Origin of the sequence: Pseudoalteromonas sp. APC 3355 (assembly GCF_030407615.1) — a bacterium.
In the GTDB taxonomy this organism is placed as follows: Bacteria; Pseudomonadota; Gammaproteobacteria; order Enterobacterales; family Alteromonadaceae; genus Pseudoalteromonas; species Pseudoalteromonas distincta.
The window spans coordinates 1-24,625 of sequence record NZ_JASDDB010000018.1 but is presented as its reverse complement, the minus strand read 5'-3'; the positions used below and the strand labels follow the sequence as shown (position 1 = coordinate 24,625).

Sequence of the window (24,625 nt, the reverse complement as noted above, 5' to 3'; positions counted from 1 at the left end):
CGCTCCTTAGCGAATAACTTTTTTAATTACCGCTAGTAGCTGATCGGGATTAAATGGTTTAACAATCCAACCTGTTGCCCCAGCAGCTTTACCTTCTACTTTTTTTTCTAAACCCGACTCCGTTGTAAGCATCAGTAATGGTGTAAATTTATAACTAGGCAAAGTACGCAACTCTCGTATTAATGTAATTCCATCCATTATTGGCATGTTTACATCTGAGATCACGGCATCAAAGTCTTGCTGCTTGGCTATAGCGAGAGCCTCACTGCCATCTTTAGCTTCGGTTACATCAAACCCTGCGGTTTTTAATGTAAAGCTCACCATTTGACGCATCGATGCTGAGTCATCAACCGCTAAAATTCTTTTCATATATACCCCTAACTTTTACTTTCGGTTGTTAAGTATTGGCTTAAGCCAAGTTTATTGATTGTATGTGTTAAGGCCTCGCTACTGCCTACCCAAATGATTTTGTGCTGTATGGTAAGTAGGTGTTTTTGTAAGGCGCATAAAAGTTGAATTGAGGCAGTATCAGCAGAAATTACATCGTTAATATCAAGACAGATATCATCGTTGCTATTGAGTTCGTGCAGTAAATCTTGATGTAGTGTTTCAACTTGCGTAATAGCAAGTTCGCTCGGAAGTTTTAGCATTTTGTAGGTGCATTCCCTGTCAATTCAATTCATAACAAAAGCTTAGCCCTAGTTATTAAAATTGCCATAAAATGCTTAATTAAATTTAAATCGTCGTTAAAAAACAAAAAAAGGAGCCTAAAGCTCCTTTCAAATTGGTAAAAAGTAAAAACTAGTTTTTGTAGTAATCGGCTATTTTTTTAAACTCTTGCGTTAAAATCGTCGCGTTAATTAATGGCACACTACCTTGTTTAAATTCTGGTTTAAAAATAGCTCTAACGGCTCCATTTTGATCAACCATAGCGACCGAAGCACTATGATCAACTGCATATTCTGATTCACTACTATCGCTAATCGCGTAAATTAAACCAAGCTCTCTAACAACAGGAAAAAGGTGTTTATGTTCCCCTGATACAGCTAAAAAGTCAGGATTAAAGTAATCTATATATTGCTTTCGTTTAGCTGGTGTATCGCGTTTTGGATCAACCGATAAAAACCAAATTTGTAGCGGATAATCTGCCTGTAAGTTTTTATAAACAGCATTTAACTTAGCTAGTGTTAATGGACAAATATCTGGGCAGCTTGTGTAGCCTAAAAATACTAAATTCCACTGTCCTAAAAATTGTTGCTTAGTCACTAATTCGCCGCGCTGATCGTTTAACGTAAAATCAGACAGTGGCTTTGCATTTTCGTAAACTAATGCATCTACATCTGGCGGACTATTTTCGTTTGAACATGCCGATAAAAACAAAACTAAAATAACAATTAATCCAAGCCATAACTGCTTCATAAAGGGAGCCATTTATCTATAAATAAGATTACAAAGAGTACCATTAAATGAATAATCGAAAAACGAAATAAGTCCATTGCAGTCTCATCATTTCCAGCAATTTTTAATTTGACGGCTTTATATATAAACACTGCATTTAATACACACGCACCTATTAAATATATTAATCCAGACATACCGATTAAATAAGGTAATACGCAAACAACAGCGAGTAAAACAGAGTAGGCAACGACGCACGTTTTACAAAAGTCGATTCCATGGGTTACTGGTAACATAGGGATTTTAGCGCGTTCGTAATCACTTTTTCGTGCTATAGCCAGCGCCCAAAAGTGTGGCGGAGTCCAGGTAAATATTATCATTACAAGTAACCAAGGGGCTGCTGCCATTTGGTTTGTTTCTGACACCCAACCTAATAATGGAGGCATTGCGCCAGCCAACCCACCTATAACAATATTTTGCGGTGTAGCACGCTTTAAAAATGATGTATAAACAAATGCATAACCTACCAATGCAAATAACGTTAATATAGCGGTTAAGGTATTAGCCCACACCATTAGCATAATAAAACCAGCAACCCCAATAACAGCTGCAAAACTAAGCGCATGTGTTTTACTTAAGCGCCCTTTAGCCACAGGACGATGACGAGTCCTTGCCATTTTTGAGTCTATCTCACTATCAACCACATGATTAATAACCGCTGCAGCAGCAGAAAGTAGTCCTATACCTAACAAGCTAATAAACTGTACAGCCATACCTCGCCCTACATCAGGAGCCAGCGCTAAACCAACCCAAGCTGTTAGTACCAGCATGGCTACCACTTTAAATTTACTAATTGCTAAGTAGTCTTGCAGCAAATTATGAGTACGCGAAATTAGCGATTGAGTATTAACGGGTAGCAGTATTTTTTTATCAATTATAAGTGCCATTATATTTACCCTTTATGTGCGTGATTTTAGGTAATAACACAACCTAACCATACTTAATAATAGTATGGCAGCCATCAAGTTATGCGCCAGTGCAACTCCCAACGGAATATGCCAATGTACTAAAATAAGCCCTAAGCTAATTTGGCAAAGCAGGGTAAGTAATACGCTCACCACGCAATTTTTAATTTTTTTAGAGTACGCTTGGCTGTATATTTTCCACATAATTAGCGCCAGGACGATGCAAGTAACCAGTGCCCAAATGCGGTGTAATAAATGAATAGACATACGCGCTTGCTGCGATAACACACCAAATTCATAATTACTGTGCTCAAGTGGTAATTGAAATACGCTACTCAATGAAAACGGTTGTGCGTAATTACACAATGGCAAACCACTACAATGAGGAGCGGCGTAATTTGCAGCCAGCCAACCACCAAGTGCAATTTGGATAATCAATACACTGAGCGCTACTAAACTTAAACCAAAATAGCGTTTTGCGCCGCTATCACCACCCATAATAGGTTTTGCGGTTAGCCGTAAATATAAAAGCGTTATAAGTGACAAAATACTAAAGCCCCCTAATAAGTGGCCCATTACAATAAGCGGCTGAAGGTTCATGGTTACTGTCCACATACCAAGGGCTGCCTGAAACACCACTAGTAGAAGTAAAGCCAAAGGCAATTTAACTGGCGTAGTTGGATATTGGCGTTTTAAAAAAGCCAACACAAATAAACCTAAAATAAGTAAGCCTAAAGCACCTGCAAAATAGCGATGAATCATTTCTTTCCACGCTTTTGCGGTTTCGAACATCATATCGGGGTAGCTTTGAGTTGCTAAGGCTATGTCAGCCTCATGCTTAGGTACCGTTAAAAAGCCATAACAACCAGGCCAATCGGGGCACCCTAAACCTGCATCACTTAAGCGGGTGTACGCACCTAAAGCAACTACAATCAAAGCGAGTAATCCTGTTATTAATACTAATTTTTTATAATTTTTATACATCAGATACTCCACCTTAAGCTCAACTTAATTAGCTAGAACGAGAATAGTTAAGTAATTTTTTTAGATCTTTTAATAACCCTTTTTGTACTAAACGGTTTTCTTGTGGCTCGACCTTAAAGGGATATTCAAGTACCACTAACCCCATATGATCAATTAAATATAAACTTGCAGGATTTAAACTCTGTTGTTCGGTAATAATTTTCCATGGTAGATTTTTATTGTCGGGGCTTCCCATTACAGCCATATCAACCTTGCCTTGGTTTTTACCAAGTGCCACATATAAGTTATTAAGTGCATTGAGCTGTTCGCTGCATGGGGTGTTACATTCGTTTGAATAATTAAGTGCGATAGTCCATTGTTTGGGATTATTTTGCGGCCAATTTTTAAGTTTTATTTCTTGGCTTAAAAACTCACCATTATTAGTAATTGCAGTAGGCAACCAATCAAACTTTAAAGCGCCATATGCCAAAACCAATGGGATTGCGCAGCAGCCCACAAACAACAAAAGGGGATTATTTTTCATTATGTGTCCTTTTTTTACTCGCAAAAATAGCCACAACAGCACATGCAACAGCAATTAAAAACCATTGCACAGCGTAGGCATTATGCTTTTGAGGGCTCATAACAACGGCCTCATAATGAGGTGTTGCAATCTCATCACCAGTACCTTGTCTGTAAGCCATAAAATTAATTAATGATTGCTGGCTTTGGGTGCTCAGCATATTCAAGTCGATAGATTGGATTCTTGTAGGTAAGTCGTTATTTGTAGTTTTATCTTCAAGCGTAAAGCTACTTAAGTTATTTTCTTTTATTTGCGCTTTAAGAATAAAAACACCTGTAGGCAGAGCAACCTTTGGCAGTGTATCTCTAGATATAGGCGCTTTTACCCATCCTAAATTAACTAAAATCACTTTTTCTTCGCTTTCTGGCTTTATTAAAGCAAGTAAGTCGTACCCTACTTGCCCGTTATAAACTTGATTATCTAAAAGCCAATATTGGTTTTGTACAAACCGCCCTTTTAACTCAACCAATACACCAGTTTTGTTCCAGCTATCAGGCAGGTTAAGTAATTGAGACCAGCTCATCACACCACGAGTCTGTTGCTTAGCAATGGCGGTTAGTTGTTGCTGCTTTTGCTCACCTCGCTCCAACTGCCAAAACCCTAATCGCACACACACAAGTACAACAACCACAACCATACAAAGTGTGATTAGTGAGCTAAGCTTTTGTTTGTGCCATAAAACTAACTGCATAAAGGGTCAACTCAGTGATTATTAAAATTATTATCGTACTGTTGTTAATATTTATACTTTTTAACTTATTTAGAGCATTGTTTATTATGGTGTCAGGGAAAACAGAGGGACGACCTATGTCTCACTTTTTAGGTCGTCGCGTATTGTTTTCGGTCGTTGTTTTAGTTGTTGTTATTGCAGCGCTTAAACTTGGTTTTATTAAAGCAAATAATTCGCCAATAAACGCTACAGCACATATACAAATACAAACAAACACAGCCACACCACATCTACAAAGTGCCAATACCAAGCAGCTGCTTGAAAAGCAAAGTGCTTATCTTTAGTAAAGTGCCCTTTTAATATCCGTAAAAATATTACAAATAAAAGTACGGTTCCTAGCGTTACATGCATGCCATGAAAACCAGTCAATAAAAAGAACGTATTACCGTAAATGCCCGCATCTAGCGTTAGATTAAGGTCATTATATGCATGCATGTACTCCTCAACTTGCAGCCCTAAAAAGCAAACGCCCAATAAAATAGTAGCGCCTAAAAAAACCTTAAGTGGAGTGCGTTTATTGTTTTCCATCGCTACGTGGGCAAAATGTAAAGTAATTGAGGAAGTAAGCAGTATTAAGGTATTTATAAGTGGTAAGCCTTGCCAGCCCATAGCTTGAGTAGTTTCGCCAGCAGGTGTTGAAACTAGCGGCCAAACGGCTTCAAAAGTAGGCCATAATACCTCGTTAGTCATTGCATTATTGCCTGCGCCTCCAAGCCAAGGTACCGACAATACCCGTGCATAAAAAAGCGCACCAAAAAAGGCCATAAAAAACATAACTTCAGAAAAAATAAACCAGCTCATACCTTGTCTAAAAGAGCGATCCATTTGTGCTGAGTACAAACCTTGGTCCGACTCACTAATTACATTTTTAAACCAGCTAAACAACATATACACAAGTACAGCAATACCGGCATAAAGCAGATAAACCCCGCTACCACTTTCTTTACCTACACTCATAACTGTTAAGCCTGCCCCTACTGCAATAAAAAACAATGCAACAGCACCTACAATAGGCCACGGACTTTGCTCAGGTACGTAATAATGCTCATATTCTTGATTCATTTTATTTACTCCTAGTTTCACACTAGTTTAAAAAGCTAGTTATTACTTGCCACCAGCTGTTCACTAATATCAAATACGGTATAAGATAAAGTTAATTCTTCAATGTCGCTTGGCAATGCGGTATCAACATAAAAAAGTAATTTAAATTCAAGTTCTTCCCCTGCTTTTAGAGGTTGCTGATCAAAGCAAAAACAAGCTATTTTATGTAAATACTTTGCCGCTTTACCTGGTGAGACTGATGGTACAGCCTGCATTACTTTATCCAGATTGCTGTTATTTTTAGCGCTAAACATTACCTCACGCATTGCACCGGGTTTTACCACTACACTGTATTCTTTTGATTTAACTTCAAACGGTGCACCACTTTGTGCGTGAGTAGTAAAGCTAACGCCGACTTCTCGGTTTTGTACTATTTGTGTACTTTGCTCTGCTTGCTCAAGCGAAGGCTTTCCATTAAGCCCTGTTACATCACAAAACACGTCATACAAAGGTACTAAAGCAAAGGCAAAGGCAAACATGCCTATGCAAATAAGTACCAAACGTTTGAGTAGCGGTGCGTGTGTCATTACTTAATTACCGGCGGCGTAGAAAAAGTATGATATGGCGCTGGAGAGTCAACTTCCCACTCAAGCCCTTCTGCTCCTTCCCATACTTTTGCAGGCACTTTATCACCGCCACGCGCGCATTTAATTACCACAGCTACAAACAACAATTGCGATAAACCAAAGGCAAACCCACCAATACTTATGATTGCGTTAAAGTCGGCAAATTGAAGAGCGTAATCGGGAATTCGACGCGGCATACCAGCAAGCCCTACAAAATGCATAGGAAAAAACAGTACGTTCACGCTCACCAGCGATAGCCAAAAATGCCATTTAGCCAATGTGATATTAAACATATTGCCCGTCCACTTGGGCAGCCAGTAATAAGCCCCTGCCATTATCGAAAATACAGCCCCTGTTACTAATACATAATGAAAGTGCGCCACTACAAAATAAGTATCGTGATATTGAAAGTCAGCAGGTGTAATTGCCAGCATCAATCCCGAAAAACCACCCAAGGTAAACAGCACAATAAACGCAATACTAAAAAGCATTGGCACTTCAAAAGTTATTGAGCCTTTCCACATTGTGGCAACCCAATTAAATACTTTTACTCCTGTAGGTACCGATATAAGCATGGTCGCGTACATAAAAAACAACTCGCCAGCGACCGGCATCCCAGTGGTAAACATATGATGCGCCCAAACAATAAAGCTAAGTAGCGCAATTGAGGATGTGGCGTAGACCATTGATGCATAACCAAAAAGTTTTTTACGAGAAAAGGTAGGCACTATGGTCGATATAATGCCAAAGGCAGGAAGAATCATTATGTATACTTCAGGGTGACCAAAAAACCAAAAAATGTGTTGGAACATCACCGGGTCGCCACCGCCTGCGGCATCAAAAAAGCTGGTCGCAAAATACTTATCGGTAAGTACCATAGTGACAGCCCCTGCAAGCACTGGCATTACGGCTATTAATAAAAAGGCAGTAATTAACCACGTCCATACAAATAAGGGCAACTTCATCCATGTCATGCAGGGGGCACGTAAGTTCACTATGGTTACAATCACATTGATTGCGCCCATTATCGAGCTAATTCCCATAATATGTACGGCAAATACAAACAATGCAGTATTATCATTACTGTATGTTGTGGACAGTGGTGCATAAAAAGTCCAACCAAATGCAGGACCCCCACCAGGCATAAATAACGATGCCAATAGGATTAAAAACGCAAACGGTAAAATCCAAAAGCTCCAGTTATTCATTCTTGGCAATGCCATATCTGGCGCGCCAATCATGAGTGGTATCATCCAGTTAGCAAGGCCTGTAAAGGCCGGCATAACCGCACCAAAAACCATAATTAAACCATGCACTGTGGTCATTTGATTAAAAAAGTGAGGATCGACCAACTGTAAACCTGGTTGAAATAATTCAGCCCTGATCACCATAGCCATTGCGCCACCAATTAAGAACATGGTCAGCGAAAAAATTAAATATAAACTACCTATATCTTTATGATTAGTTGTGTAAAGCCAGCGTTTAAAACCTTTAGCTGGGTGATGAGCATGATGAGCTTCATTGGCGTTAGGTTGTTCTACTATGCTACTCATTAGTTCGCCTCCACTTTGGCATCAAGTGCTGTCTGTATTTGACTCGGTTGAATAACATCACCCGTATCATTACCCCACGCATTACGTTTATAAGTAATAACCGCAGCTAATTGCTTTATAGATAACTGCTTGGCAAAAGCTTGCATTGCCGTACCGGGTCGTCCATGGATAACTACATCAATGTGATCTTTTATATCGCCAAGCACTATCGGGCTGCCTTTAAGTGCAGGAAATACGCCCGGTAACCCCATGCCAGTAGGTTGATGACATGCAGCACAATTAGCCATATATACTTGTTCGCCTAAAGTCATTAATTCTTCTTTTGGGAGGGTTTTATCAAGTAATGCGGCATCTGCTAATGCTGCTTTTTGTTTAGCCTGCTTTGCATCTGCAAGCCATGTTTTAAAATCAGCTTCAGATTTAGCGACCACCACAACGGGCATAAAGCCATGGTCTTTACCACACAACTCAGCACATTGTCCTCGGTAAGTACCTTCTTCGTTTATGTTCGTCCATGTTTCGTTTATAAAGCCGGGGTTCGCATCTTTTTTAACTGCAAAATCAGGTACCCACCAAGAGTGAATAACATCGTCAGAAGTCATTAAAAATCGTACTTTTTGATTTATTGGCAGTACAAGAGGCTTATCAACCTCAAGTAAGTAGTTAGGATTTTTATCTGCAAGATTCGCGATTTCATCTTGCGGGGTAGATAAAATAGAGTAGAACTCTACATCTTCGCCCATATATTCATAATGCCATTTCCATTGCGAACCCGTAATTTTAATAGTGAGATCAGCTTTGCTGGCATCTTCCATTGCAATTAGGGTTTTAGTGGCTGGTACTGCCATAGCAATTAAAATAACAAACGGAATTGCAGTCCAAAGTATTTCTACTTTAGTGCTTTCGTGAAATTGGGCAGGTACAGCCCCTTTAGATTTACGGTGATGAATAAGTGCCCAGAACATAATTGCGAACACTATCACCCCAATCACACAACATATTATAAATATGGTCATGTGCAGCTGATATACATTATTGCTTATATCGGTTACGCCTTTGCGCATATTGTATTGGCTGTTAGCCAAAACTGGGTGCGAAAAAACACATAATATAAGCCACAAGGTAGAGGTCAGTTTACCCATGTGACGGCTCCTTTGATGCTATTGCGAATGCAAAGCGAAGAGGCATACGGCTTAAACGCCAATTCGTTATTTTTATTTTTTTAGTCAATCTCATTTAATATTGATTGGTTTTGCTGCGCCAACAACGGGTTTGTGTATATTGTGTGTTCTCAAAACTAAAAAGCTGTGAGTTATTATTAGCTCAGCACATTAACAATTAGCTAAAAAACGAACAACAAGCAAGTTTTAGTATAAAAAACAATCAGGTGATATTGAATAATTAATAAAAAATCGGTAATCAACTGGGCGACAGGAAGTTCAAAATATGAGCAAAACAAAGGGGTTTAACGCATTCGGAGGGGGAAAATATAAGTGCAAAAAAGTTTACAGCTTAAATAGTCAGTGGGCTGTTTACGCCCTATTTTTAGTACAAATTTTAAAACAAAAATGCGTACTAATTAGTACGCATTTATAAAACTGCTTGTTTAAAAGCTATTTTTCAAGTCACATCCAATCAGCGTTTCTTATAACGCCAACGGCTAAGCCTTCAATATTAAAAGACTCATTCTCAAGATCTACTTCAATAGAGTCAAAATCGTCGTTTTCAGCATGAAGTAATACTTTACGACCCGCTTTCTCAAGACGTTTTACAGTTACGTCTTCGTCTAGGCGAGCAACAACAACTTGTCCATTTTCAGCGGTTTGAGTACGATGTACAGCAAGTAAATCACCATCCATAATACCAATATCTTTCATGCTCATACCGTTAACGCGTAGTAAAAAATCTGCAGCCGGTTTAAACATTAATGGATCGATTTTGCAGTGACTTTCAACGTGCTCTTGCGCCAAAATAGGTGAACCAGCAGCAACACGCCCTATAAGCGGTAAACCTAATTGTTCTGGCTCTTCTTCTTCAATTAATTGGATACCACGGCTTGCACCTGGTTTCATTTTAATTGCGCCTTTTTTAGCAAGTGCTTTTAAATGTTCTTCAGCAGCATTGGCACTTTTAAAACCTAATGTTTGCGCTATTTCAGCACGTGTAGGGGGCATACCAGTGTCTTTAATAAAAACTTTAATTAGTTCGAGTATTTGAGCTTGGCGGTTCGTTAATGGTCGCATACAACTGGTTTTCCATACAGTACATTTAACTGTGAGTATATACAGTTAAATAAAAATCGCAAATTTAAATTAAGCCTTAAAATAGCTAAAGTAATTTCACTTGTGTACATTTCAAGGATATAACTAAAGCTAAGTTTATAAATGATTAAAAATGCAAAGGAGACATTATGAGTATTTGGTACCAGCCCATCACCTTAGAGCTGTGCAAGCAGTTAGAGCAAGGCATTAATGGCCAAGGAACATTAATGAAAACTATGGGGATAGAAGTCACAGAAATTGGCGATGATTATTTGGTTGCCACAATGCCGGCAATTCCTGAACATCATAACCCAATGGGCATGGTTCACGGCGGTGCTAACGTTGTACTTGCCGAAACAGTTGCCAGCTATGCCGCTAACTTTGTTGTCGATTTTACTAAATTTTACTGTGTAGGGCAGGAGATTAGCGCAAGTCATTTAAAAGCATCTCGCAACGGCACTTTAACAGCCACGGCTAGAGCATTTCATATTGGCAAACGTAGTTCAGTGTGGGAAATAAAAATTACAAATAGCCGCAATGAGCTGTGCTGCGTATCAAAAATGACCGCAGCAGTCGTAGAGCGAAGATAGTTACTTTTCGATTGGGTAAATGGTAATTTCCATACCCGCACCAATCGCAGATATACGCAATAATGTATCTGCATCTAAGGCTTGATTAAAGCACTTAGGAGAAGTCCCTGATTCAAAACCAATATCAAACGTTCTACGTGAACAGCTTAACCATTGCTTTAGCGCGTTACGCGAACACGATTCAATAAGCTCACATATATGGTTTATGGCTTTATCAGGTGTGCTCACCTCACCTGTAGCTTCAATACGCGCTAGTTGACGGTATTCGTCTTTGTCATAATGTAAAATCGTCGCGACTTTTTTCAAGTCCGCCACTAGCAAACTAATATCTTGCTTTGATTCAAGCTCAAGATCTACATTTAAAAATTGAATTTCCGACATCGTTTCGTATTTATCCTCTAATAATTTCATTGCAAACTTTAACGCAGTTTTACCGTTATACCAAATCAACTATGCTCTATTAACCACTTTATATGGATATTTCGCAGCTTTTAAGTATTTTTTAGCATTTAAAGCTAGCTGGATATCAAACATCCAGCTCAATTAAACAGATAAGTCATGTTAGGGATTTAAGTGTAATCTTTTTTATTTTTAAATGATTACAGTAAGCTATAGTACAAACTGCGACAAAATGTCGCAGTAACTTATCCCATTAATGTAATAAACTAGCCTCTAAAAATAATAAGACTAAAACATGAATAAAAAAATATTTAAACATGCTCGCAAGTTACATAAATGGTTAGGTTATTTATTAGCACTACAAATTTTAGCATGGTTACTAGGTGGTTTAATTATGAGTGCAATCCCTCTTGATAAAGTTCATGGGGAGCATCTTGCAACACGTACTCTTAATAACCCATTTACGCAGGCTGATTATGTTGCCTCCCTTGACGATATTGCCTCTCAGGTGGTTAATCCAACACAAATAATTTTTGAGAACTTCTTAACTACACCACTTATTACTTTCTTTAGTAATAACGAGCAGCAAAGCTTCAATGGCATAACAGGCCGACCATTTGAACCGCCAACTAAAATACAAATTACCGCAAATGCTAAAGCACACTTACTTATTGACGCTCAAGTAACAAGCGTTGTACTACTAAAGCAAGGTACGCGGGAAGTCGGATATAAAACCAATGTTTGGCAGGTCCAATTTGACGACACTTTTAACACAACACTGTACTTGTCAGAAAATAACGGCAAAGTTGTCACCGTTCGCAGCACGCTATGGCGAATATTCGACTTTTTTTGGATGTTACATATTATGGATTACGATGAGCGAGAGAATTTTAATAATCCACTGCTTATTAGCTTTTCAGCAACCAGTGTACTTTTTTGTTTAAGTGGAATATTACTACTTATACAAAATATACGACTAAAACGATTTATCCGAATTAAAAATAAGAATAAATCAAAGTAGTCATATTGGTTTTTGAGAGCTAGCGCCCACTTATCAAAGAGTAAATAAGCCTAGTGCTTATTTTATTCCAAGTGCTTAAATCGACTCAAATGTCGCTTTAACATTTCGTTTTCGAAAATCAACTCATCACGCTCATCCAGTAATTGTAAAACTAAAGCTATTGCCGACCAATCTAACGAAAAGTCATGTTGGATACGGGCCGCTTTTTTAACTAAGGTCACTGCAGATACCGTAAATTGCCACTGTGTAACATGCTCCCCCTCAATTGGAACCGCAATATTATGCTCAACTAGCTCATATAAAATTGCTTCGCTAATATCACTACTCAAACATAGCTCTTTGCTAGTAAGTAAATCGTCCTTTTGTGTCACGATAATTTGCATTATGGCTTGCTCCAGTTATTACGGGGATTAAAGTGAGCTTTTTCGGCTAATTCTTCCCAAAGTTTTTTACTGGTATCATCAACAGATGTTGGATTAACAATTTTAAGCACAGCAAATAAATCACCTTTAGCTTTTTTACTCATTAATCCCTTACCTTTAATACGCAAGCGTTGACCAGACTGACTATTAGAAGGAATAGTTAATTGGATTTTTCCTGTCAACGTAGGTAAATTTAGCTTTGTACCAAGAGCCGCTTCCCATGGTGCAAGAGGGACAACTATATTTAGGTTATGACCCTCAACATCAAATAATGGGTGAGGCACTAAACTAATTTGTAAATACAAGTCGCCATTTTGCCCATTCGCTGACCCTAATCCGCCTTGCCCTTTTAGTCGAATTCGTTCGCCATTTACTGAGCCTGCAGGAATTTTCACTTTAAGTGATTTTTTAATTTCAGTGACACGGCCACTGCTGTCTCGCTGCGGTAACATAAACTCAACAGGCTTCACGGTATCAACTAAAGTCTCTTCAAGAAAAATTGGGAACTCTATTTCCACATCTTGTCCTTTTTGCGCGCGAGCGGCGTTACTTCTGCTCTGCCCGGAACGATCGAATCCACCAGCTCCGCCAAACATTGAATTAATAAAGTCAGAAAACTCTTGGTCGGTTTGAGGATCGCTTTGCTGATAATTACTTTGCGAAGAGGCATTGTTACCACCATAATGGCCTTGCTGTTGACGAGCACGATTTTGTTGGTGACGACGTAACTCGTCGTATTTAGTGCGTTCTTCTTTGTTATGGATGACTTCGTAAGCTTCTGCTATTTCTTTAAACTTATCTTCTGCTTGAGGCTCTTTGCTTACATCTGGGTGATATTTTCTGGCTAACTTTTTATAAGCTACTTTAACCGCTTTATCATCTGCATCAGGCGATATTCCAAGCACTGCATAATAATCAACAAATTTCATTTGCAATCCAAATCCTCATATTGAGTAAGCTTTAAGCATACTCCTTAACGGGTAACCTTGTGTGGTTAAAATACGATAAATAGTAAGAAATAAATGAATAGTGAAAATAACTTTGAGTAAAAAATTAATCAGGCACTTTTTATTAATATAAGCGTAGGCCTTAAGTTAACTTTATCTTTTATCTTCAAGGCTTTAAACTGCCTATTCCTGTAGTTCACATTTGTGATGGATATGACTCGATTTATTCTGGCCTTATTGGCTTGTTGTGTGTGCGTTTCGGTATCAGCCGAACAATTTACCCGTTTTTCAACGGCTAAAAGACATTTAATTAAAACCCTACCTGACAACGCCAAAAGCATTTACTGCGGCTGTGATATTAAAAAAGAAGGCAAAAAACTCATTCCTGATCCTTCTAACTGTGGTTACATTCCTCGAAATACACTTACCCGCTCAGGCAAAGTAAATGTGCGAGCACTACGCATTGAGTGGGAACATATTGTTCCGGCGTGGGAATTTGGTCATCAGCTACAATGTTGGCAAGATGGCGGACGTAAAAACTGCCGTAAAGTAAGTGCTAAATTTAGAAAAATGGAAGCTGATATAAATAACTTAGCGCCAGCTATTGGCGAAATTAATGCCGATCGCTCTAATTATCGTTTTGGCATGCTTAGCGAAAACGCCACACAGTATGGTCGCTGCGAAGTAAAAGTAAACTTTAAGCAACGTGTAGTTGAACCGCCTGTCTATGCACGTAAACGTATAGCCGACACTTACGCTTACATGCAGAAAACATACGGTTTAAAAATCTCTGATAAACAGCAAAAGTTATTTAATGCGTGGAAAAAGCAAGCATTCGCAGATACAAGTAGTGCGAGCAAGCTCTAAGCTTTAACACTCATTTACATAAATCAAAGTTATAAATGTTGAATAAACGAGCGAGTGTTGTAATATTTTAAACAACTTATTTACAAAAAAAAGCCCTTACCTATGTTTAAAAAAAATAAAACCTCGCTTGCCATTTTCACTGCATTTGCGGGCTTTGCTTTGACCGGTTGTGGCGGCGGCGGTAGCGGTATCGACTCAGCCCCTGTAGTTACAACACCTGTTAGTAGCAGTCCAACATGGACTGCGGGTGTATTTGAACCCTCTAACGATTTAAAAAACTTTTGCGAAACCCCGCGTACGGGTAATGATCCCTTTAATAACAACGAGCCTTACCCAGATCAAGCCGGTTCTGCCCTTTACGAAAAACTCTGGCTTCGCTCTTGGAGCGACGAAACCTACCTTTGGTATGATGAGATTGCCGATAACGATCCTGAAAGCTTTGCCACAGTAGCCGATTATTTTGCCCAATTAAAAACAGAGCAGCTTACCGACTCAGGTGCAAAAAAAGATAACTTTCATTTTTCAGAACCTACTGAAGATTACTTCCAAGAAGCGCAATCGGGCGTTACTTCTGGTTACGGTATAAATTGGGCGTTTATTGGCGATACAGCCGACCGTATTTTACGCGTCGCTTATCTTGAAGATGATTCACCTGCAAGCCAAATAGGCTTTCAACGTGGTGATACTGTACTTTCAGTTGACGGTGTTAGCATTAATACCAATACACAGTCGGGTGTAGATACGCTTAACGAAGGTTTATTTAGTCCTACTAACGGCGACTCACATACTATTGTTGTACGCAGTAACGATGGTGCCGAAAAAACATTTAATGTAACCGCTGGCAATATTGAACAAACACCAGTTCAAAATGTTAAAACGATTACAACCGCAAATGGTTCAAGCGTGGGTTACATGCAATTTAATAGCCATATAAGCATTGCCCAAGAAGGGCTTATTGATGCAGTAAATAAGTTTAAAACCGATGGTATTGATGAGCTTGTAATCGACTTTAGATATAACGGTGGTGGTTTATTAGCACTGTCAGCACAATTGGCTTATATGGTTGCCGGTAATGCCAACGTTAACAACCGCTTTTATTATCAAACTCAACAAAACGATAAACAACCCGTTGATTCACCTTTTCCATTTATTGATGAAGAAATAGATTACTCTACTTTTTTTAGCACAGGTGAAAACCTACCTGATTTAAACCTATCAAAGGTTTATGTATTAAGCACATCAGGCACCTGTTCGGCATCAGAAGCTTTTATTAATGGTTTAAAAGGTATAGACGCAGAAGTTATTTTAATTGGCGACACAACCTGCGGTAAGCCCTATGGCTTTACCCCAACTCATAACTGCGCAACAACCTATTACACTATTCAATTTAGTGGCGTAAATAGCAAAGGATTTGGCGAATACGCTGCGGGTTTTACACCAACCCCTACTCCACAATTTGATGCTGATGTTCAAGGTTGTGAAATTGAGGACGACTTTGATCATCAGTTAGGCGACAGTGACGAGGCCGTTTTAGCCACCGCATTGTTTCATGTTGAAAATGGCAGTTGTCCAATTAGAACGGCTGCTGCAAAAGCAGAGCCAGCTAATTTTTCAAGCTCTCGTGAATCTCTCATTCCTTTAAATATGCCTGAGCAATTTACCCAGCGTAATATGGACTTAACTTGGCCAACACTGAGTGAGGAAAGGTAATGGCTAAATTATTACTCCCATTAGCTACCTTATTCGCTTTGGGAGGATGCCAAAGTGTAAATAGTGAGCCCGCTAAACCCGCTATATTAACGAGCGTTAATCCCAGCGTTATTACAACACTACAACAGGCAATTCAACAAGCTAAGGGAGGCGCATTAGTAACACTTTCCGATTCCGTATTTACTAAACGTAGCGAACTGCTAATTGATCATGCAATGAGTAAAGGGTCTGATGGCAGAGTAATTATGGGCGCGCATAATATAAAATCTGAGAAGTTTATTTTGCAACTACGTAATAATCAATGCGAACTTTACTATCCTAAAAAAGAGCTTACTACAGTACTTGAAGGTGTGACCTGTAAAGAGTTATAAGGCACTTTAAAGTTTATAAAAAAGGCGCGCAGCACATCGCTGCACGCCTTTTTCTATTTTAAAGCGTTATTACAAGTCTTGATGCGGACCAAACACTTCATAATGAATCTGCTCGTTTTTAACACCTAACTCAAGTAACTGGTTTTTTATAAATGCCATAAAACCGGCAGGACCACATAAGTAAAAGTCACCATTACTCAATGGTAGCTGTGCTTGTACTGCGTTTAGGTTCATTAACCCAGTAAAGTCAGCGCCCTCTGTCGCTTGGTTAAACCACGTCATTGTTTGTAAGCGGTTATAAACTACATTTAACTCATTTAAATATTTTGAAAACGAATGCTGCTGAGTATTTTCGCAGGCATGTAAATACATAATCTCTTGATTAGAGTTGTCACTTAATAACGTTTCAAGCATAGCCAGCATTGGCGTTTGCCCAACACCTGCTGAAATGAGAACCACTGGACTTGTGTTATTGCGTAAAAAGAAGTCTCCTGCCGGCGGGTACAACTCAACAATAGTGCCTTGCTCTAATGAGTGTAAATAATTAGACACCATGCCAGGCTTTGGCTGTAGCTCTTTTTTAACACTAATACGGTAGTTTTTAGCGTTACTTTTTTGTGAAATAGAATACTGGCGAATTTCTTCATATTCAGCGCCCTCTGGCTTAACTTTAATACCTAAATACTGCCCTGGTTTATGTGTAATAACAGCTTCGCCATCAACTGGCGTAAGTGTAAAACTCGTTACTAGTTCTGATTCGGCCTGTTTGTTGGTTATTTCAAATTGGCGAGTTCCCGCCCAACCACCGTGTTTATTTTTACTGTGCTCATACAAAGCAGCTTCTTCGGTTATACAAATATCAGCAAGTACGCCGTAAGCTTCGCGCCAAGCGTATTCAACATCGGGAGTAAATTGCTCAGGAAGAAGCTCTTTAAGCGTACCAATTAAGTGTGCACCTACAATAGGGTAATGCTCAGGTAAAATATTCAAGCTGGTATGCTTATGATTAATACGTGTTAGCGCTTCTTTTAATACGGCTAAATTATCAATATTTTGTGCATACGCAGCCAATGCATTAAAAAGTGCAAATTGCTGACGACCTGTATCTTGATTCGCCATATTAAAAATATTTTTAAGCTCAGGATTATGGCTAAATAAACGCTTATAAAAATGATCGGTAACAACCGTACCCGCCTGCGCTAATAACGGAACTGTGCTTTTTACAATCTCAATGGTTTTATCAGATAACATATGTGTTTCCTATGGATGAACTAACCACGACGCCCATCAACACGACGCCGCGTTAATATAGGTGTGCAGTGAATTAAAAATAATGAAAAAGCCACTAACCACAGCAAAGCACTTATTTGCCAAGCAAGGTGAGGCCCAATAATAAAAGGGAGTAATGAACGAGTAATAGCGGCCACAAGCAAAAACGCAAAAGCAACAGCCATGTAATGGGGAATAGCGAGTGTCCGCCCTGTATGACCATGTGATACACGCGTCATCATTGCTAAAATCATCATACCTATTGTGCCAATAGTGATTAAGTGCAGCGCATCTTTAAATTGTATTGCACTGCTATAAAAGCTAAATGCAACCATCATTAACCCTACGCCTAACGCTAAGTAAGAAAAATGTAAAGACCATAACAACGGCACTCTCAATACCTTGCTATCCCACCAACAACCAGCCCTAAGCAGGTGAAGCGCAGCAACAGTTGCAACAACTAACGCAGGATTAATCGTGTTCAAAAACAACTTGTTGATGAAAAACAAAGTGATAGCCAAAATAGATAAATACATCACCGCTTTATCTATTTTAGGAGTGCGAACTTGTGCGGCTAAACCTAGACCTTTAGCGGTAAAAAATGGTAAAACGCGGCCCGCAACAATGCCAACTAGTAAAGTAATTACCAGTACTGCGGTATCAACCACACCAAGTGCAAGCTGCATGTTTTGTTGTAAAACAAGTATTAAATACAATACATTGAGCCCACAAAGCACAGCTAAAATAGCTAAAAACGGATAGTTACTTTTGCTATTGGCTTTTAATAACATATTAGCCAACGCGGTTATGGCGCCTAGCCACCAAATAACTTGTAATGTAAGTGCAGCATATAAATTAAAATGAGCAATATCAGGCAATATCACAAAAAAGGCTAAGCGCGCTGCAAGCCATATAAACGTGAGCCACATAAGGGCTTTGCCACTTATGCTCGGCACGCCTGTCCACGTTTGTGCTGCGGTAAGTAAAAAGCCAACAGCTACAACTCCTGCAAAGCCAAACAGCATTTCGTGCGCGTGCCATAATGTCGCAGGTATCGATAAGTGCCAACTTGCATGGCCTGTTAAAATAAGTAGCCAATACCCCACTGACAAAAATGCCAATAAGCCACCGCCTAAAAAGAAAGGCCTAAAAGCTAGCATCCATAACGGCCATTGAGATACTTGATGAATAGCAACGCGTGCTGGCATTGGCTCTGTTAAGTTTATAGGGCGCATTATTTTATTTCCTGCCCTACACCATACTGAGCAAAAAAGTATTCAGCGCACGCTAGTGCCTCATGCAGTGAACTAAACTGTGTTTGATTATTTAAATTATTCAGCATTAGTGTGTTCATGGCGATCTCTGTAACTAACTACGTTACTTAGCTATTACACATACTGTGCCAACAAGTTTAATTAATTAAATTCAACAAGTTAAATTAAATCACTTTACAGTGTGAGTCTTTATGACCTACTATAAATTAACTCATAAAAACACAAATAGGTCATTTTGACGTGAACCAGCAATTCAACCTTACACAAGTTGCTCTAGAGCTTGCTCAAAGTACACTACACGAGCATAGCTTTGATCAATTACTAGCAACGGTTGAACGGGTTATTCCTAGTGATGCAAGTGCGTTATTAGTGCTTCAGGGCGAACAATTAAAACCCCTGGCAATTAAAGGATTAATGCCCGACAGTTTAGGCAGACGATTTAAAATAGTAGAACACCCTCGCCTAGAAGCTATTTGCAAAAGCACACTCGCGCTTCAATTTGCGCACGACTGCCCACTACCCGATCCATACGACGGATTGCTATTAGCTAAAACCGGCGACATACCGGTACATGCATGTTTAGGTTTACCTCTTTATGATAAAAACGCGCTACTTGGCGTACTTACGTTTGATAGCCTTAACGCCAATGCATTTAACAGCATAAGCGCTGATACACTCAATACCTTACAAACGCTGTGTAGCGCGCACTTTAAAACGGCCTTAGAACTTGCCCATTACAAACAGCATGCACAGCACTCAAGTGCATTAGTACAAGAACTAAATCGTGAAGCATTAACACGGGACGGCGGTGAAATTATTGGCCAAAGTCCGCTAATGCAAACACTTAAAAACGACATTAAACTCGTTGCAGCATCTAACTTTAGCGTGCTTATATTAGGTGAAACAGGGGTAGGGAAAGAGCTTGTTGCGCGTAATATTCACTTAAATTCAGCTCGCAAAGATCAACCGCTTATTCACTTAAATTGCGCCTCACTTCCCGAAAGCCTTGCTGAAAGTGAATTTTTTGGTCATGCGAAAGGGGCTTTTACAGGCGCACAAAATTCGCGCCAAGGTAAATTTCAATTAGCTGATGGCGGCACGTTATTTTTAGATGAAATTGGCGAACTGCCCCTGGCCATGCAAAGTAAACTATTACGAGTGCTACAAAGTGGCGAAATACAAACGGTAGGAGAAGACACGCCAAAGTACGTAGATGTACGCGTCGTTGCTGCAACCAACAGAAATTTAAAAGAAGAAGTAGCTCAAGGTCGCTTTAGAGCCGATTTATACCATCGCCTCAGTGTCTACCCTATTACTGTGCCACCACTTAGTAAACGCGAGCACGACATAACACTCTTAGCTGGTTATTTTATTGAGCAAACAGCCCGTAAATTAGGGATAAAACAATTAAAACTAAGCCCCGAAGCGCAAGCATTGCTTAATCAGTACAACTGGCCAGGTAACGTTCGCGAGCTTGAACATGTCATTAGCCGCAGCGCCCTAAAAGCAAAACAAAGCCAATGGCAAAATCCAATAATAACCATTACAAGCGAGCACTGTGATTTAACACCGAGTGCGCTGCAACCCCCTATAGCAGAGAGCCGAAGTACAGCGAACGCCTTAATCAACCAACCTTTAAAACAAGCTGTAGAATCGTTGCAATACAACATAATTACCGAGCAATTAAAACAGCATAACTACAACTGGTCGGCAGCAGCAAGAGTACTTGAATTAGATAGAGCAAACTTAGTACGCTTGGCTAAACGCCTAGGAATAGAAGTAAAAAAAACACTATAATCATTTAAAACACAGCTAAAATGCTGCTAATACCAATCTGCTTATATATGGGGTCTATTTAACGTTAAGAAAATTACGCTAGAACTAGGCAAAAATTTTTGTATCTAGTTGTTCTAAATAAAAAATTTTTAACGACGTTATAGTGAAATTTAATTCGTTAAATTGATCAAAGATTTATGCAGGTTGGTATAAAACTATTGATTAGCAGCTAACTTACTAAAATGTGTTTTTAGCAACCCTGCAAAAGCTTGCACTTTAGCAGTGCGATGCACTAAGTGATGCGTGACTAACCATACATCGGTAGGCCAGCTTAACTCACTGTGCAATACAGGCACTAAATCAGGGTATTGCGCCGCTACGTCATGCTGTAATCCGCCTATGCCTAGCCCTTTAATTATTGCACGAGTCGCTTCTGCGGTTTCAGATACTCGCAGCTTAATTTGCGATGCAGGAATATGTTCATCAGCCCATGCAAAATAAGGCACGCGGGCATTAAAACCTGCCACGCCCGATACAAAATTATGTTGTTGTAAATCACTTAATAATTTAGGCATACCGTACTTATTAATGTAACGTTTATTAGCGTATAAACCCGATGAAAGCTGCGCCAAATGCTGAGCAATATAATCGCCTTCATCAGGTCTTGGGCCTGCACGCACTGCAATGTGTGCTTGTCCGTGATCGAGCCTTAGCCTTTTTTGTTCTAAAATAACCTCAAGCTGCACTTGTGGATGTAGCGCCTGAAATTGCTCACATACATCACCAAGTATATCCATAAAGCCACTTACCGTCGTTAGCAACAAACTACCTCTAAGGGCGCTATCGGCCGCTACTATATCGTTATGTAACTGCTCTAAGGAGCTATGGATTGTTTGTGCTGTTGCAAATAACTTGGTGCCAATTTCAGTAACCTTGTAGCCACGAGCATGGCGATGAAAAAGCCGTGCATTTAAGTTTTCTTCAAGATTATTAATGCGTCTAAGCACTGTGCTGTGGTGCACATTAAGCTCCTCGGCCGCCGCTGTCAGCGTGCCTAACCGTGCTACTTCAAACGCAACTTTAACGTCTTGCCAATCTTCAAATTTTATCGCCATGCTGCCTACCTTTTACTTATGTGCATATACGCACATAAGTGTTGCGTTTATTAGGGTTTTCTACAAGTGAAATTTTGCTACATTAGTCATGTAACTTAAAACATTAAAAGGCCACTACCATGTCAGCACCAAAAATTATCGCCCTAGCTGGAAGCCTTCGCCAAGAAAGCTTTAATCAAAAAATTATCAATGAGGCAGCACGTTTTGCTCTACAAACAGGTGCTGAAGTAGAAGTAATAAAACTAAACGAATTAAACATCCCACTATTTAACGAAGATATTGAAGCGCAAGGTACACCTAGCGATGTACAGCTTTTAAAAGATAAGCTACGTACAGCCGACGGTATTTTACTAGCAAGCCCAGAATACAACGGCTCTATTACCGCAGCACTAAAAAATGCGATTGATTGGGCATCGCGCACAGAACAAGGTGCTGTTCCTGCTTTTCGTAATAAAGTGGTTGCTTTGTTTGCAGCATCGCCTGGTGGGCTTGGCGGCTTACGCGGTTTAAATCATGTGCGTGATATATTAAGCGGTATTGGATCGTTAGTGCTTGCCGATCAACTTGCAGTACCCGCTGTGCACACATTGTTTAATGAAAATGGGCAAATAAATGAACCTGTAACGGCTGAAAAAGTATCAGCTCTCGCTCATCAGTTAGTAAGCGTTGCAAGTAAGTTAAAATAACTTGCACGCACGCCTACTTACTTTGTCGCTGCTATTTTGGCGGCGATAAAGTCGGTATGCGTTACATATAAAAGCCCTGCTACTTTACGTATAACGTAGTCTTCTTGGGGATCTATTTCTCCATCAGCATACGCTAAGCGCCATAATAACTCTATTATTTCTATTCGCTGCGCCGCGCTACAATGCTCATTAATCTGCTTTGAAAACTGAAAGTAATCTATCGAATCATCTAAGCTACTTGCCGCATTATTAGTAAGCTCATTAACCTCAGTGTCTGTTAAATTAAAGTACTTTTTTAAGGTTACAGTCAGGGTTCGTTGTTCATCATGTTCAAGCTTGGTATCTGCGCGCATAACTTCAATTAATAATGCAGCAACCGCTGTTTTTAAATCGTGCTCTTGCATACTTGGCTGCTGTTCATCGAATACAGCAAAAAGTTGTTTTATTTGTTTGAACATCACACTTTCCCTTTTTGGGTGTTAGACTAATACGTAAAGAAATCGACCTTATTACTCTTATTAATGGGTATAAAGTTCGCAAATTAAAGGATACATTTTATGAAAGGAATAAACACACCACGCTTATTTATAGGCGCTACGCTGGTGGCCCTTTCGAGTGCAAATACTGCACTTGCTGAAAAAGCCGAAACCGAGAAGCTCTACGACTTTGATAACAAAGTACATTACTACCAAACACAAATTGGCGAAGACAACTATAAAATAGAAATCCAGTCAGACGATTACAAACACTTTACCAATCAAAGTGTATTTTTGTTACGCCATGCTGACCGTCTATGCCGCGGCAATACCTTTATGTTGAAAGTACTTGAAGGCGTGCAAGAGTACGAACGTTTTCCAACAAAACCACGCGCTTACCAACCAGATTTAAGTGTTTTACTCCAATGCGAAACTAAAGAAGATACAAACAAGGGTAAGTAACCTTAGTCTTTATAACCCCAAGGTGCTGATGGTGGAGTAATCGGTTTAGTTAAATCAAAATCCACCTTAAATTCACGTCCTTGGCGAATTAATCGATAAGTAAATACTTCTGGGTAAATATACATTTGCCATGTATTACCTACAGACTGCGCAAGACCTTGTTTTACAAATAACTCTTTAGAGTATTGGTCTGCTGGAAACGACTGTATCTGCGCAGACCCTGCATCAAGCGTATGGCCACCATACATAGTTGATGCGTCGTCTGTTCCATTTTTATGACGATGATCGTGCTTTAAACTCAAGCCGCTACCCGTTTTAGTTATGATCCACGTACGTGATGCATCGTCTCCTACATGAAACGGTACTTGTAACTCAGTCTCACTACATTTACGTACATGCATAACCAGTTTTTTATCTGTAAATGAGCTTGGCCCTTTCGCGTTATCTACCGCTACTTCACCTTCAAAAGCTTTACCGCAATGCGCTGCAATACTATTAAAAAAGGCATCATGAGTAGGAATAGACACTAATGGTGCAGGGCGTGCAAAGGCTGTCGATGAAGCAAGTAATAAAGTTGCTGCAGTTAATAATTTCATATGTTTCTCGTTATAGTTATTTTAAAACACCTGTAATAGTACAGTTTTCTTAAGTACTTTATTAGAAGTATCTATATAAAAATGAGAACAGGACAACTAGATAAAACTTTAAGTAATGCTTAACGACTAAATATCTCTGCTCTCATTAACAATCCTACTTTTATAAATATTAATTGCACACTCCTAGATGTGATTTTAACGTCGGGAGTCGCTACGCTCGAACGACCTACGTGATGGGTGTTGCTGTAAGTGTGCATTAATTGCGCACATTTTACTTTTCTACAGACGTAAAAAAGCCCGACTATCTCTAGTCGGGCTTTCTACAATTTGAAGTCGGTGCGCTACGCAGTAGGATGTCGTAGTGCCCATAGCGGTAGAGAGCCACAGTGAAATGCTACACTCTCTTTGTGTCGCGATATGAGTGTATGTTAATTGCGCACATTTCAATTTTCTGCAGACGTAAAAAAGCCCGACTATTTCTAGTCGGGCTCTCTACAATTTGAAGCCTGGTAATGTCCTACTTT

General features: G+C 39.5%; 29 protein-coding genes. 9 read left to right on the top strand and 20 right to left on the bottom strand.

The window, feature by feature from the left end:
• Positions 1 to 6: 6 nt before the first annotated feature.
• The 7 genes from QMA08_RS18355 to QMA08_RS18325 form a co-directional block, all read right to left on the bottom strand.
• Entirely contained in the window at positions 7 to 369 is a 363-nt protein-coding gene (locus tag QMA08_RS18355; RefSeq protein WP_002959593.1) for a response regulator, read from the bottom strand.
• A gap of 8 nt (positions 370 to 377) precedes the next feature.
• Positions 378 to 650 carry an STAS domain-containing protein gene (locus tag QMA08_RS18350; RefSeq protein ID WP_002959595.1) on the bottom strand — a complete coding sequence of 91 codons (273 nt, stop codon included), beginning with the start codon at positions 648 to 650 and terminating at the stop codon, positions 378 to 380.
• A gap of 151 nt (positions 651 to 801) precedes the next feature.
• Complete coding sequence (locus QMA08_RS18345) at positions 802 to 1,419, bottom strand: SCO family protein (protein ID WP_193225493.1); 618 nt, start codon at positions 1,417 to 1,419, stop codon at positions 802 to 804.
• Positions 1,416 to 2,345 carry a heme o synthase gene (gene cyoE / locus QMA08_RS18340; protein WP_138489788.1) on the bottom strand — a complete coding sequence of 310 codons (930 nt, stop codon included), beginning with the start codon at positions 2,343 to 2,345 and terminating at the stop codon, positions 1,416 to 1,418. Before cyoE ends, QMA08_RS18345 begins: the two co-directional genes overlap by 4 nt.
• 12 nt (positions 2,346 to 2,357) lie before the next feature.
• Positions 2,358 to 3,347, bottom strand: a complete 990-nt coding sequence (locus tag QMA08_RS18335) for a COX15/CtaA family protein (protein WP_138489789.1) — start codon at positions 3,345 to 3,347, stop codon at positions 2,358 to 2,360.
• A gap of 28 nt (positions 3,348 to 3,375) precedes the next feature.
• A complete protein-coding gene (locus tag QMA08_RS18330) occupies positions 3,376 to 3,870 on the bottom strand; it encodes a hypothetical protein (protein ID WP_002959602.1) in 495 nt (164 codons plus the stop codon).
• Positions 3,860 to 4,600, bottom strand: coding sequence for an SURF1 family protein (locus tag QMA08_RS18325; protein ID WP_278382042.1), 741 nt, complete (start codon positions 4,598 to 4,600; stop codon positions 3,860 to 3,862). The genes QMA08_RS18330 and QMA08_RS18325 overlap by 11 nt, the downstream gene beginning before the upstream one ends.
• A gap of 14 nt (positions 4,601 to 4,614) precedes the next feature.
• On the opposite strand from QMA08_RS18325, the gene QMA08_RS20320 reads away from it, so the two are divergent.
• Entirely contained in the window at positions 4,615 to 4,923 is a 309-nt protein-coding gene (locus QMA08_RS20320; RefSeq protein ID WP_081824568.1) for a DUF2909 family protein, read from the top strand.
• Here QMA08_RS20320 and QMA08_RS18315 read toward each other — a convergent pair.
• From QMA08_RS18315 to lexA, 5 genes are all read right to left on the bottom strand, one after another.
• The gene (locus tag QMA08_RS18315; RefSeq protein ID WP_290175183.1) at positions 4,826 to 5,701 is read right to left on the bottom strand and encodes a cytochrome c oxidase subunit 3; all 876 of its coding nucleotides are present in this window, start codon (positions 5,699 to 5,701) and stop codon (positions 4,826 to 4,828) included. The two genes, QMA08_RS20320 and QMA08_RS18315, sit on opposite strands and share 98 nt — an antisense overlap.
• Positions 5,702 to 5,736: 35 nt before the next feature.
• Positions 5,737 to 6,267 (bottom strand): cytochrome c oxidase assembly protein, encoded by a 531-nt coding sequence (locus QMA08_RS18310; protein ID WP_002959612.1) that lies wholly within the window; start codon positions 6,265 to 6,267, stop codon positions 5,737 to 5,739.
• Positions 6,267 to 7,859, bottom strand: coding sequence for a cytochrome c oxidase subunit I (ctaD, locus tag QMA08_RS18305; protein ID WP_290175182.1), 1,593 nt, complete (start codon positions 7,857 to 7,859; stop codon positions 6,267 to 6,269). Before ctaD ends, QMA08_RS18310 begins: the two co-directional genes overlap by 1 nt.
• Positions 7,859 to 9,001, bottom strand: coding sequence for a cytochrome c oxidase subunit II (gene coxB / locus QMA08_RS18300; protein ID WP_039489140.1), 1,143 nt, complete (start codon positions 8,999 to 9,001; stop codon positions 7,859 to 7,861). The genes ctaD and coxB overlap by 1 nt, the downstream gene beginning before the upstream one ends.
• 483 nt (positions 9,002 to 9,484) lie before the next feature.
• Entirely contained in the window at positions 9,485 to 10,102 is a 618-nt protein-coding gene (gene lexA / locus QMA08_RS18295) for a transcriptional repressor LexA (RefSeq protein ID WP_024595093.1), read from the bottom strand.
• Between the two features lie 167 nt (positions 10,103 to 10,269).
• Between lexA and QMA08_RS18290 the strand changes: the two genes are divergently transcribed.
• Positions 10,270 to 10,710: a PaaI family thioesterase gene (locus QMA08_RS18290; RefSeq protein WP_149603343.1), complete on the top strand. Its 441-nt coding sequence runs from the start codon at positions 10,270 to 10,272 to the stop codon at positions 10,708 to 10,710.
• Here the strand turns inward: QMA08_RS18290 and QMA08_RS18285 are convergent, their stop codons facing one another.
• Positions 10,711 to 11,091 carry a hypothetical protein gene (locus tag QMA08_RS18285; protein WP_024595094.1) on the bottom strand — a complete coding sequence of 127 codons (381 nt, stop codon included), beginning with the start codon at positions 11,089 to 11,091 and terminating at the stop codon, positions 10,711 to 10,713.
• A gap of 313 nt (positions 11,092 to 11,404) precedes the next feature.
• Between QMA08_RS18285 and QMA08_RS18280 the strand changes: the two genes are divergently transcribed.
• On the top strand, positions 11,405 to 12,130 hold the full coding sequence (locus QMA08_RS18280; protein WP_278382040.1) for a hypothetical protein: 726 nt from the start codon (positions 11,405 to 11,407) through the stop codon (positions 12,128 to 12,130).
• A 62-nt stretch (positions 12,131 to 12,192) separates the two neighbouring features.
• On the opposite strand, the gene QMA08_RS18275 is transcribed toward QMA08_RS18280, so the two are convergent.
• Together QMA08_RS18275 and QMA08_RS18270 are read right to left on the bottom strand one after the other, a co-directional pair.
• Positions 12,193 to 12,513 carry a chaperone modulator CbpM gene (locus QMA08_RS18275; protein ID WP_002959626.1) on the bottom strand — a complete coding sequence of 107 codons (321 nt, stop codon included), beginning with the start codon at positions 12,511 to 12,513 and terminating at the stop codon, positions 12,193 to 12,195.
• Complete coding sequence (locus QMA08_RS18270; RefSeq protein ID WP_290175181.1) at positions 12,513 to 13,481, bottom strand: DnaJ C-terminal domain-containing protein; 969 nt, start codon at positions 13,479 to 13,481, stop codon at positions 12,513 to 12,515. Before QMA08_RS18270 ends, QMA08_RS18275 begins: the two co-directional genes overlap by 1 nt.
• A gap of 231 nt (positions 13,482 to 13,712) precedes the next feature.
• Here QMA08_RS18270 and QMA08_RS18265 point away from each other — a divergent pair, with 231 nt between their 5' ends.
• The 3 genes from QMA08_RS18265 (at position 13,713) to QMA08_RS18255 (ending at position 16,447) form a co-directional block, all read left to right on the top strand.
• Entirely contained in the window at positions 13,713 to 14,366 is a 654-nt protein-coding gene (locus tag QMA08_RS18265; protein ID WP_033012759.1) for an endonuclease, read from the top strand.
• A 102-nt stretch (positions 14,367 to 14,468) separates the two neighbouring features.
• Positions 14,469 to 16,076, top strand: a complete 1,608-nt coding sequence (locus QMA08_RS18260) for a S41 family peptidase (RefSeq protein WP_290175180.1) — start codon at positions 14,469 to 14,471, stop codon at positions 16,074 to 16,076.
• Complete coding sequence (locus QMA08_RS18255) at positions 16,076 to 16,447, top strand: hypothetical protein (protein ID WP_138489796.1); 372 nt, start codon at positions 16,076 to 16,078, stop codon at positions 16,445 to 16,447. Before QMA08_RS18260 ends, QMA08_RS18255 begins: the two co-directional genes overlap by 1 nt.
• Positions 16,448 to 16,516: 69 nt before the next feature.
• On the opposite strand, the gene hmpA is transcribed toward QMA08_RS18255, so the two are convergent.
• Together hmpA and QMA08_RS18245 are read right to left on the bottom strand one after the other, a co-directional pair.
• Positions 16,517 to 17,698, bottom strand: coding sequence for an NO-inducible flavohemoprotein (gene hmpA / locus QMA08_RS18250; RefSeq protein ID WP_290175179.1), 1,182 nt, complete (start codon positions 17,696 to 17,698; stop codon positions 16,517 to 16,519).
• A 20-nt stretch (positions 17,699 to 17,718) separates the two neighbouring features.
• Positions 17,719 to 18,951 (bottom strand): NnrS family protein, encoded by a 1,233-nt coding sequence (locus tag QMA08_RS18245; protein WP_290175178.1) that lies wholly within the window; start codon positions 18,949 to 18,951, stop codon positions 17,719 to 17,721.
• A 279-nt stretch (positions 18,952 to 19,230) separates the two neighbouring features.
• Between QMA08_RS18245 and norR the strand changes: the two genes are divergently transcribed.
• The gene (norR, locus tag QMA08_RS18240) at positions 19,231 to 20,787 is read left to right on the top strand and encodes a nitric oxide reductase transcriptional regulator NorR (RefSeq protein WP_188162120.1); all 1,557 of its coding nucleotides are present in this window, start codon (positions 19,231 to 19,233) and stop codon (positions 20,785 to 20,787) included.
• Positions 20,788 to 20,981: 194 nt separating this feature from the next.
• On the opposite strand, the gene QMA08_RS18235 is transcribed toward norR, so the two are convergent.
• Positions 20,982 to 21,881 carry a LysR family transcriptional regulator gene (locus tag QMA08_RS18235; protein WP_290175177.1) on the bottom strand — a complete coding sequence of 300 codons (900 nt, stop codon included), beginning with the start codon at positions 21,879 to 21,881 and terminating at the stop codon, positions 20,982 to 20,984.
• Between the two features lie 119 nt (positions 21,882 to 22,000).
• Between QMA08_RS18235 and QMA08_RS18230 the strand changes: the two genes are divergently transcribed.
• Positions 22,001 to 22,567 carry an NAD(P)H-dependent oxidoreductase gene (locus tag QMA08_RS18230; RefSeq protein WP_024605004.1) on the top strand — a complete coding sequence of 189 codons (567 nt, stop codon included), beginning with the start codon at positions 22,001 to 22,003 and terminating at the stop codon, positions 22,565 to 22,567.
• 17 nt (positions 22,568 to 22,584) lie between these two features.
• Here QMA08_RS18230 and QMA08_RS18225 read toward each other — a convergent pair whose 3' ends face one another.
• On the bottom strand, positions 22,585 to 23,025 hold the full coding sequence (locus tag QMA08_RS18225) for a TerB family tellurite resistance protein (RefSeq protein WP_002959645.1): 441 nt from the start codon (positions 23,023 to 23,025) through the stop codon (positions 22,585 to 22,587).
• A 99-nt stretch (positions 23,026 to 23,124) separates the two neighbouring features.
• On the opposite strand from QMA08_RS18225, the gene QMA08_RS18220 reads away from it, so the two are divergent.
• A complete protein-coding gene (locus QMA08_RS18220) occupies positions 23,125 to 23,505 on the top strand; it encodes a hypothetical protein (RefSeq protein WP_200219641.1) in 381 nt (126 codons plus the stop codon).
• A gap of 2 nt (positions 23,506 to 23,507) precedes the next feature.
• Here the strand turns inward: QMA08_RS18220 and QMA08_RS18215 are convergent, their stop codons facing one another.
• The gene (locus QMA08_RS18215; RefSeq protein ID WP_290175176.1) at positions 23,508 to 24,101 is read right to left on the bottom strand and encodes a hypothetical protein; all 594 of its coding nucleotides are present in this window, start codon (positions 24,099 to 24,101) and stop codon (positions 23,508 to 23,510) included.
• Positions 24,102 to 24,625: the final 524 nt, after the last annotated feature.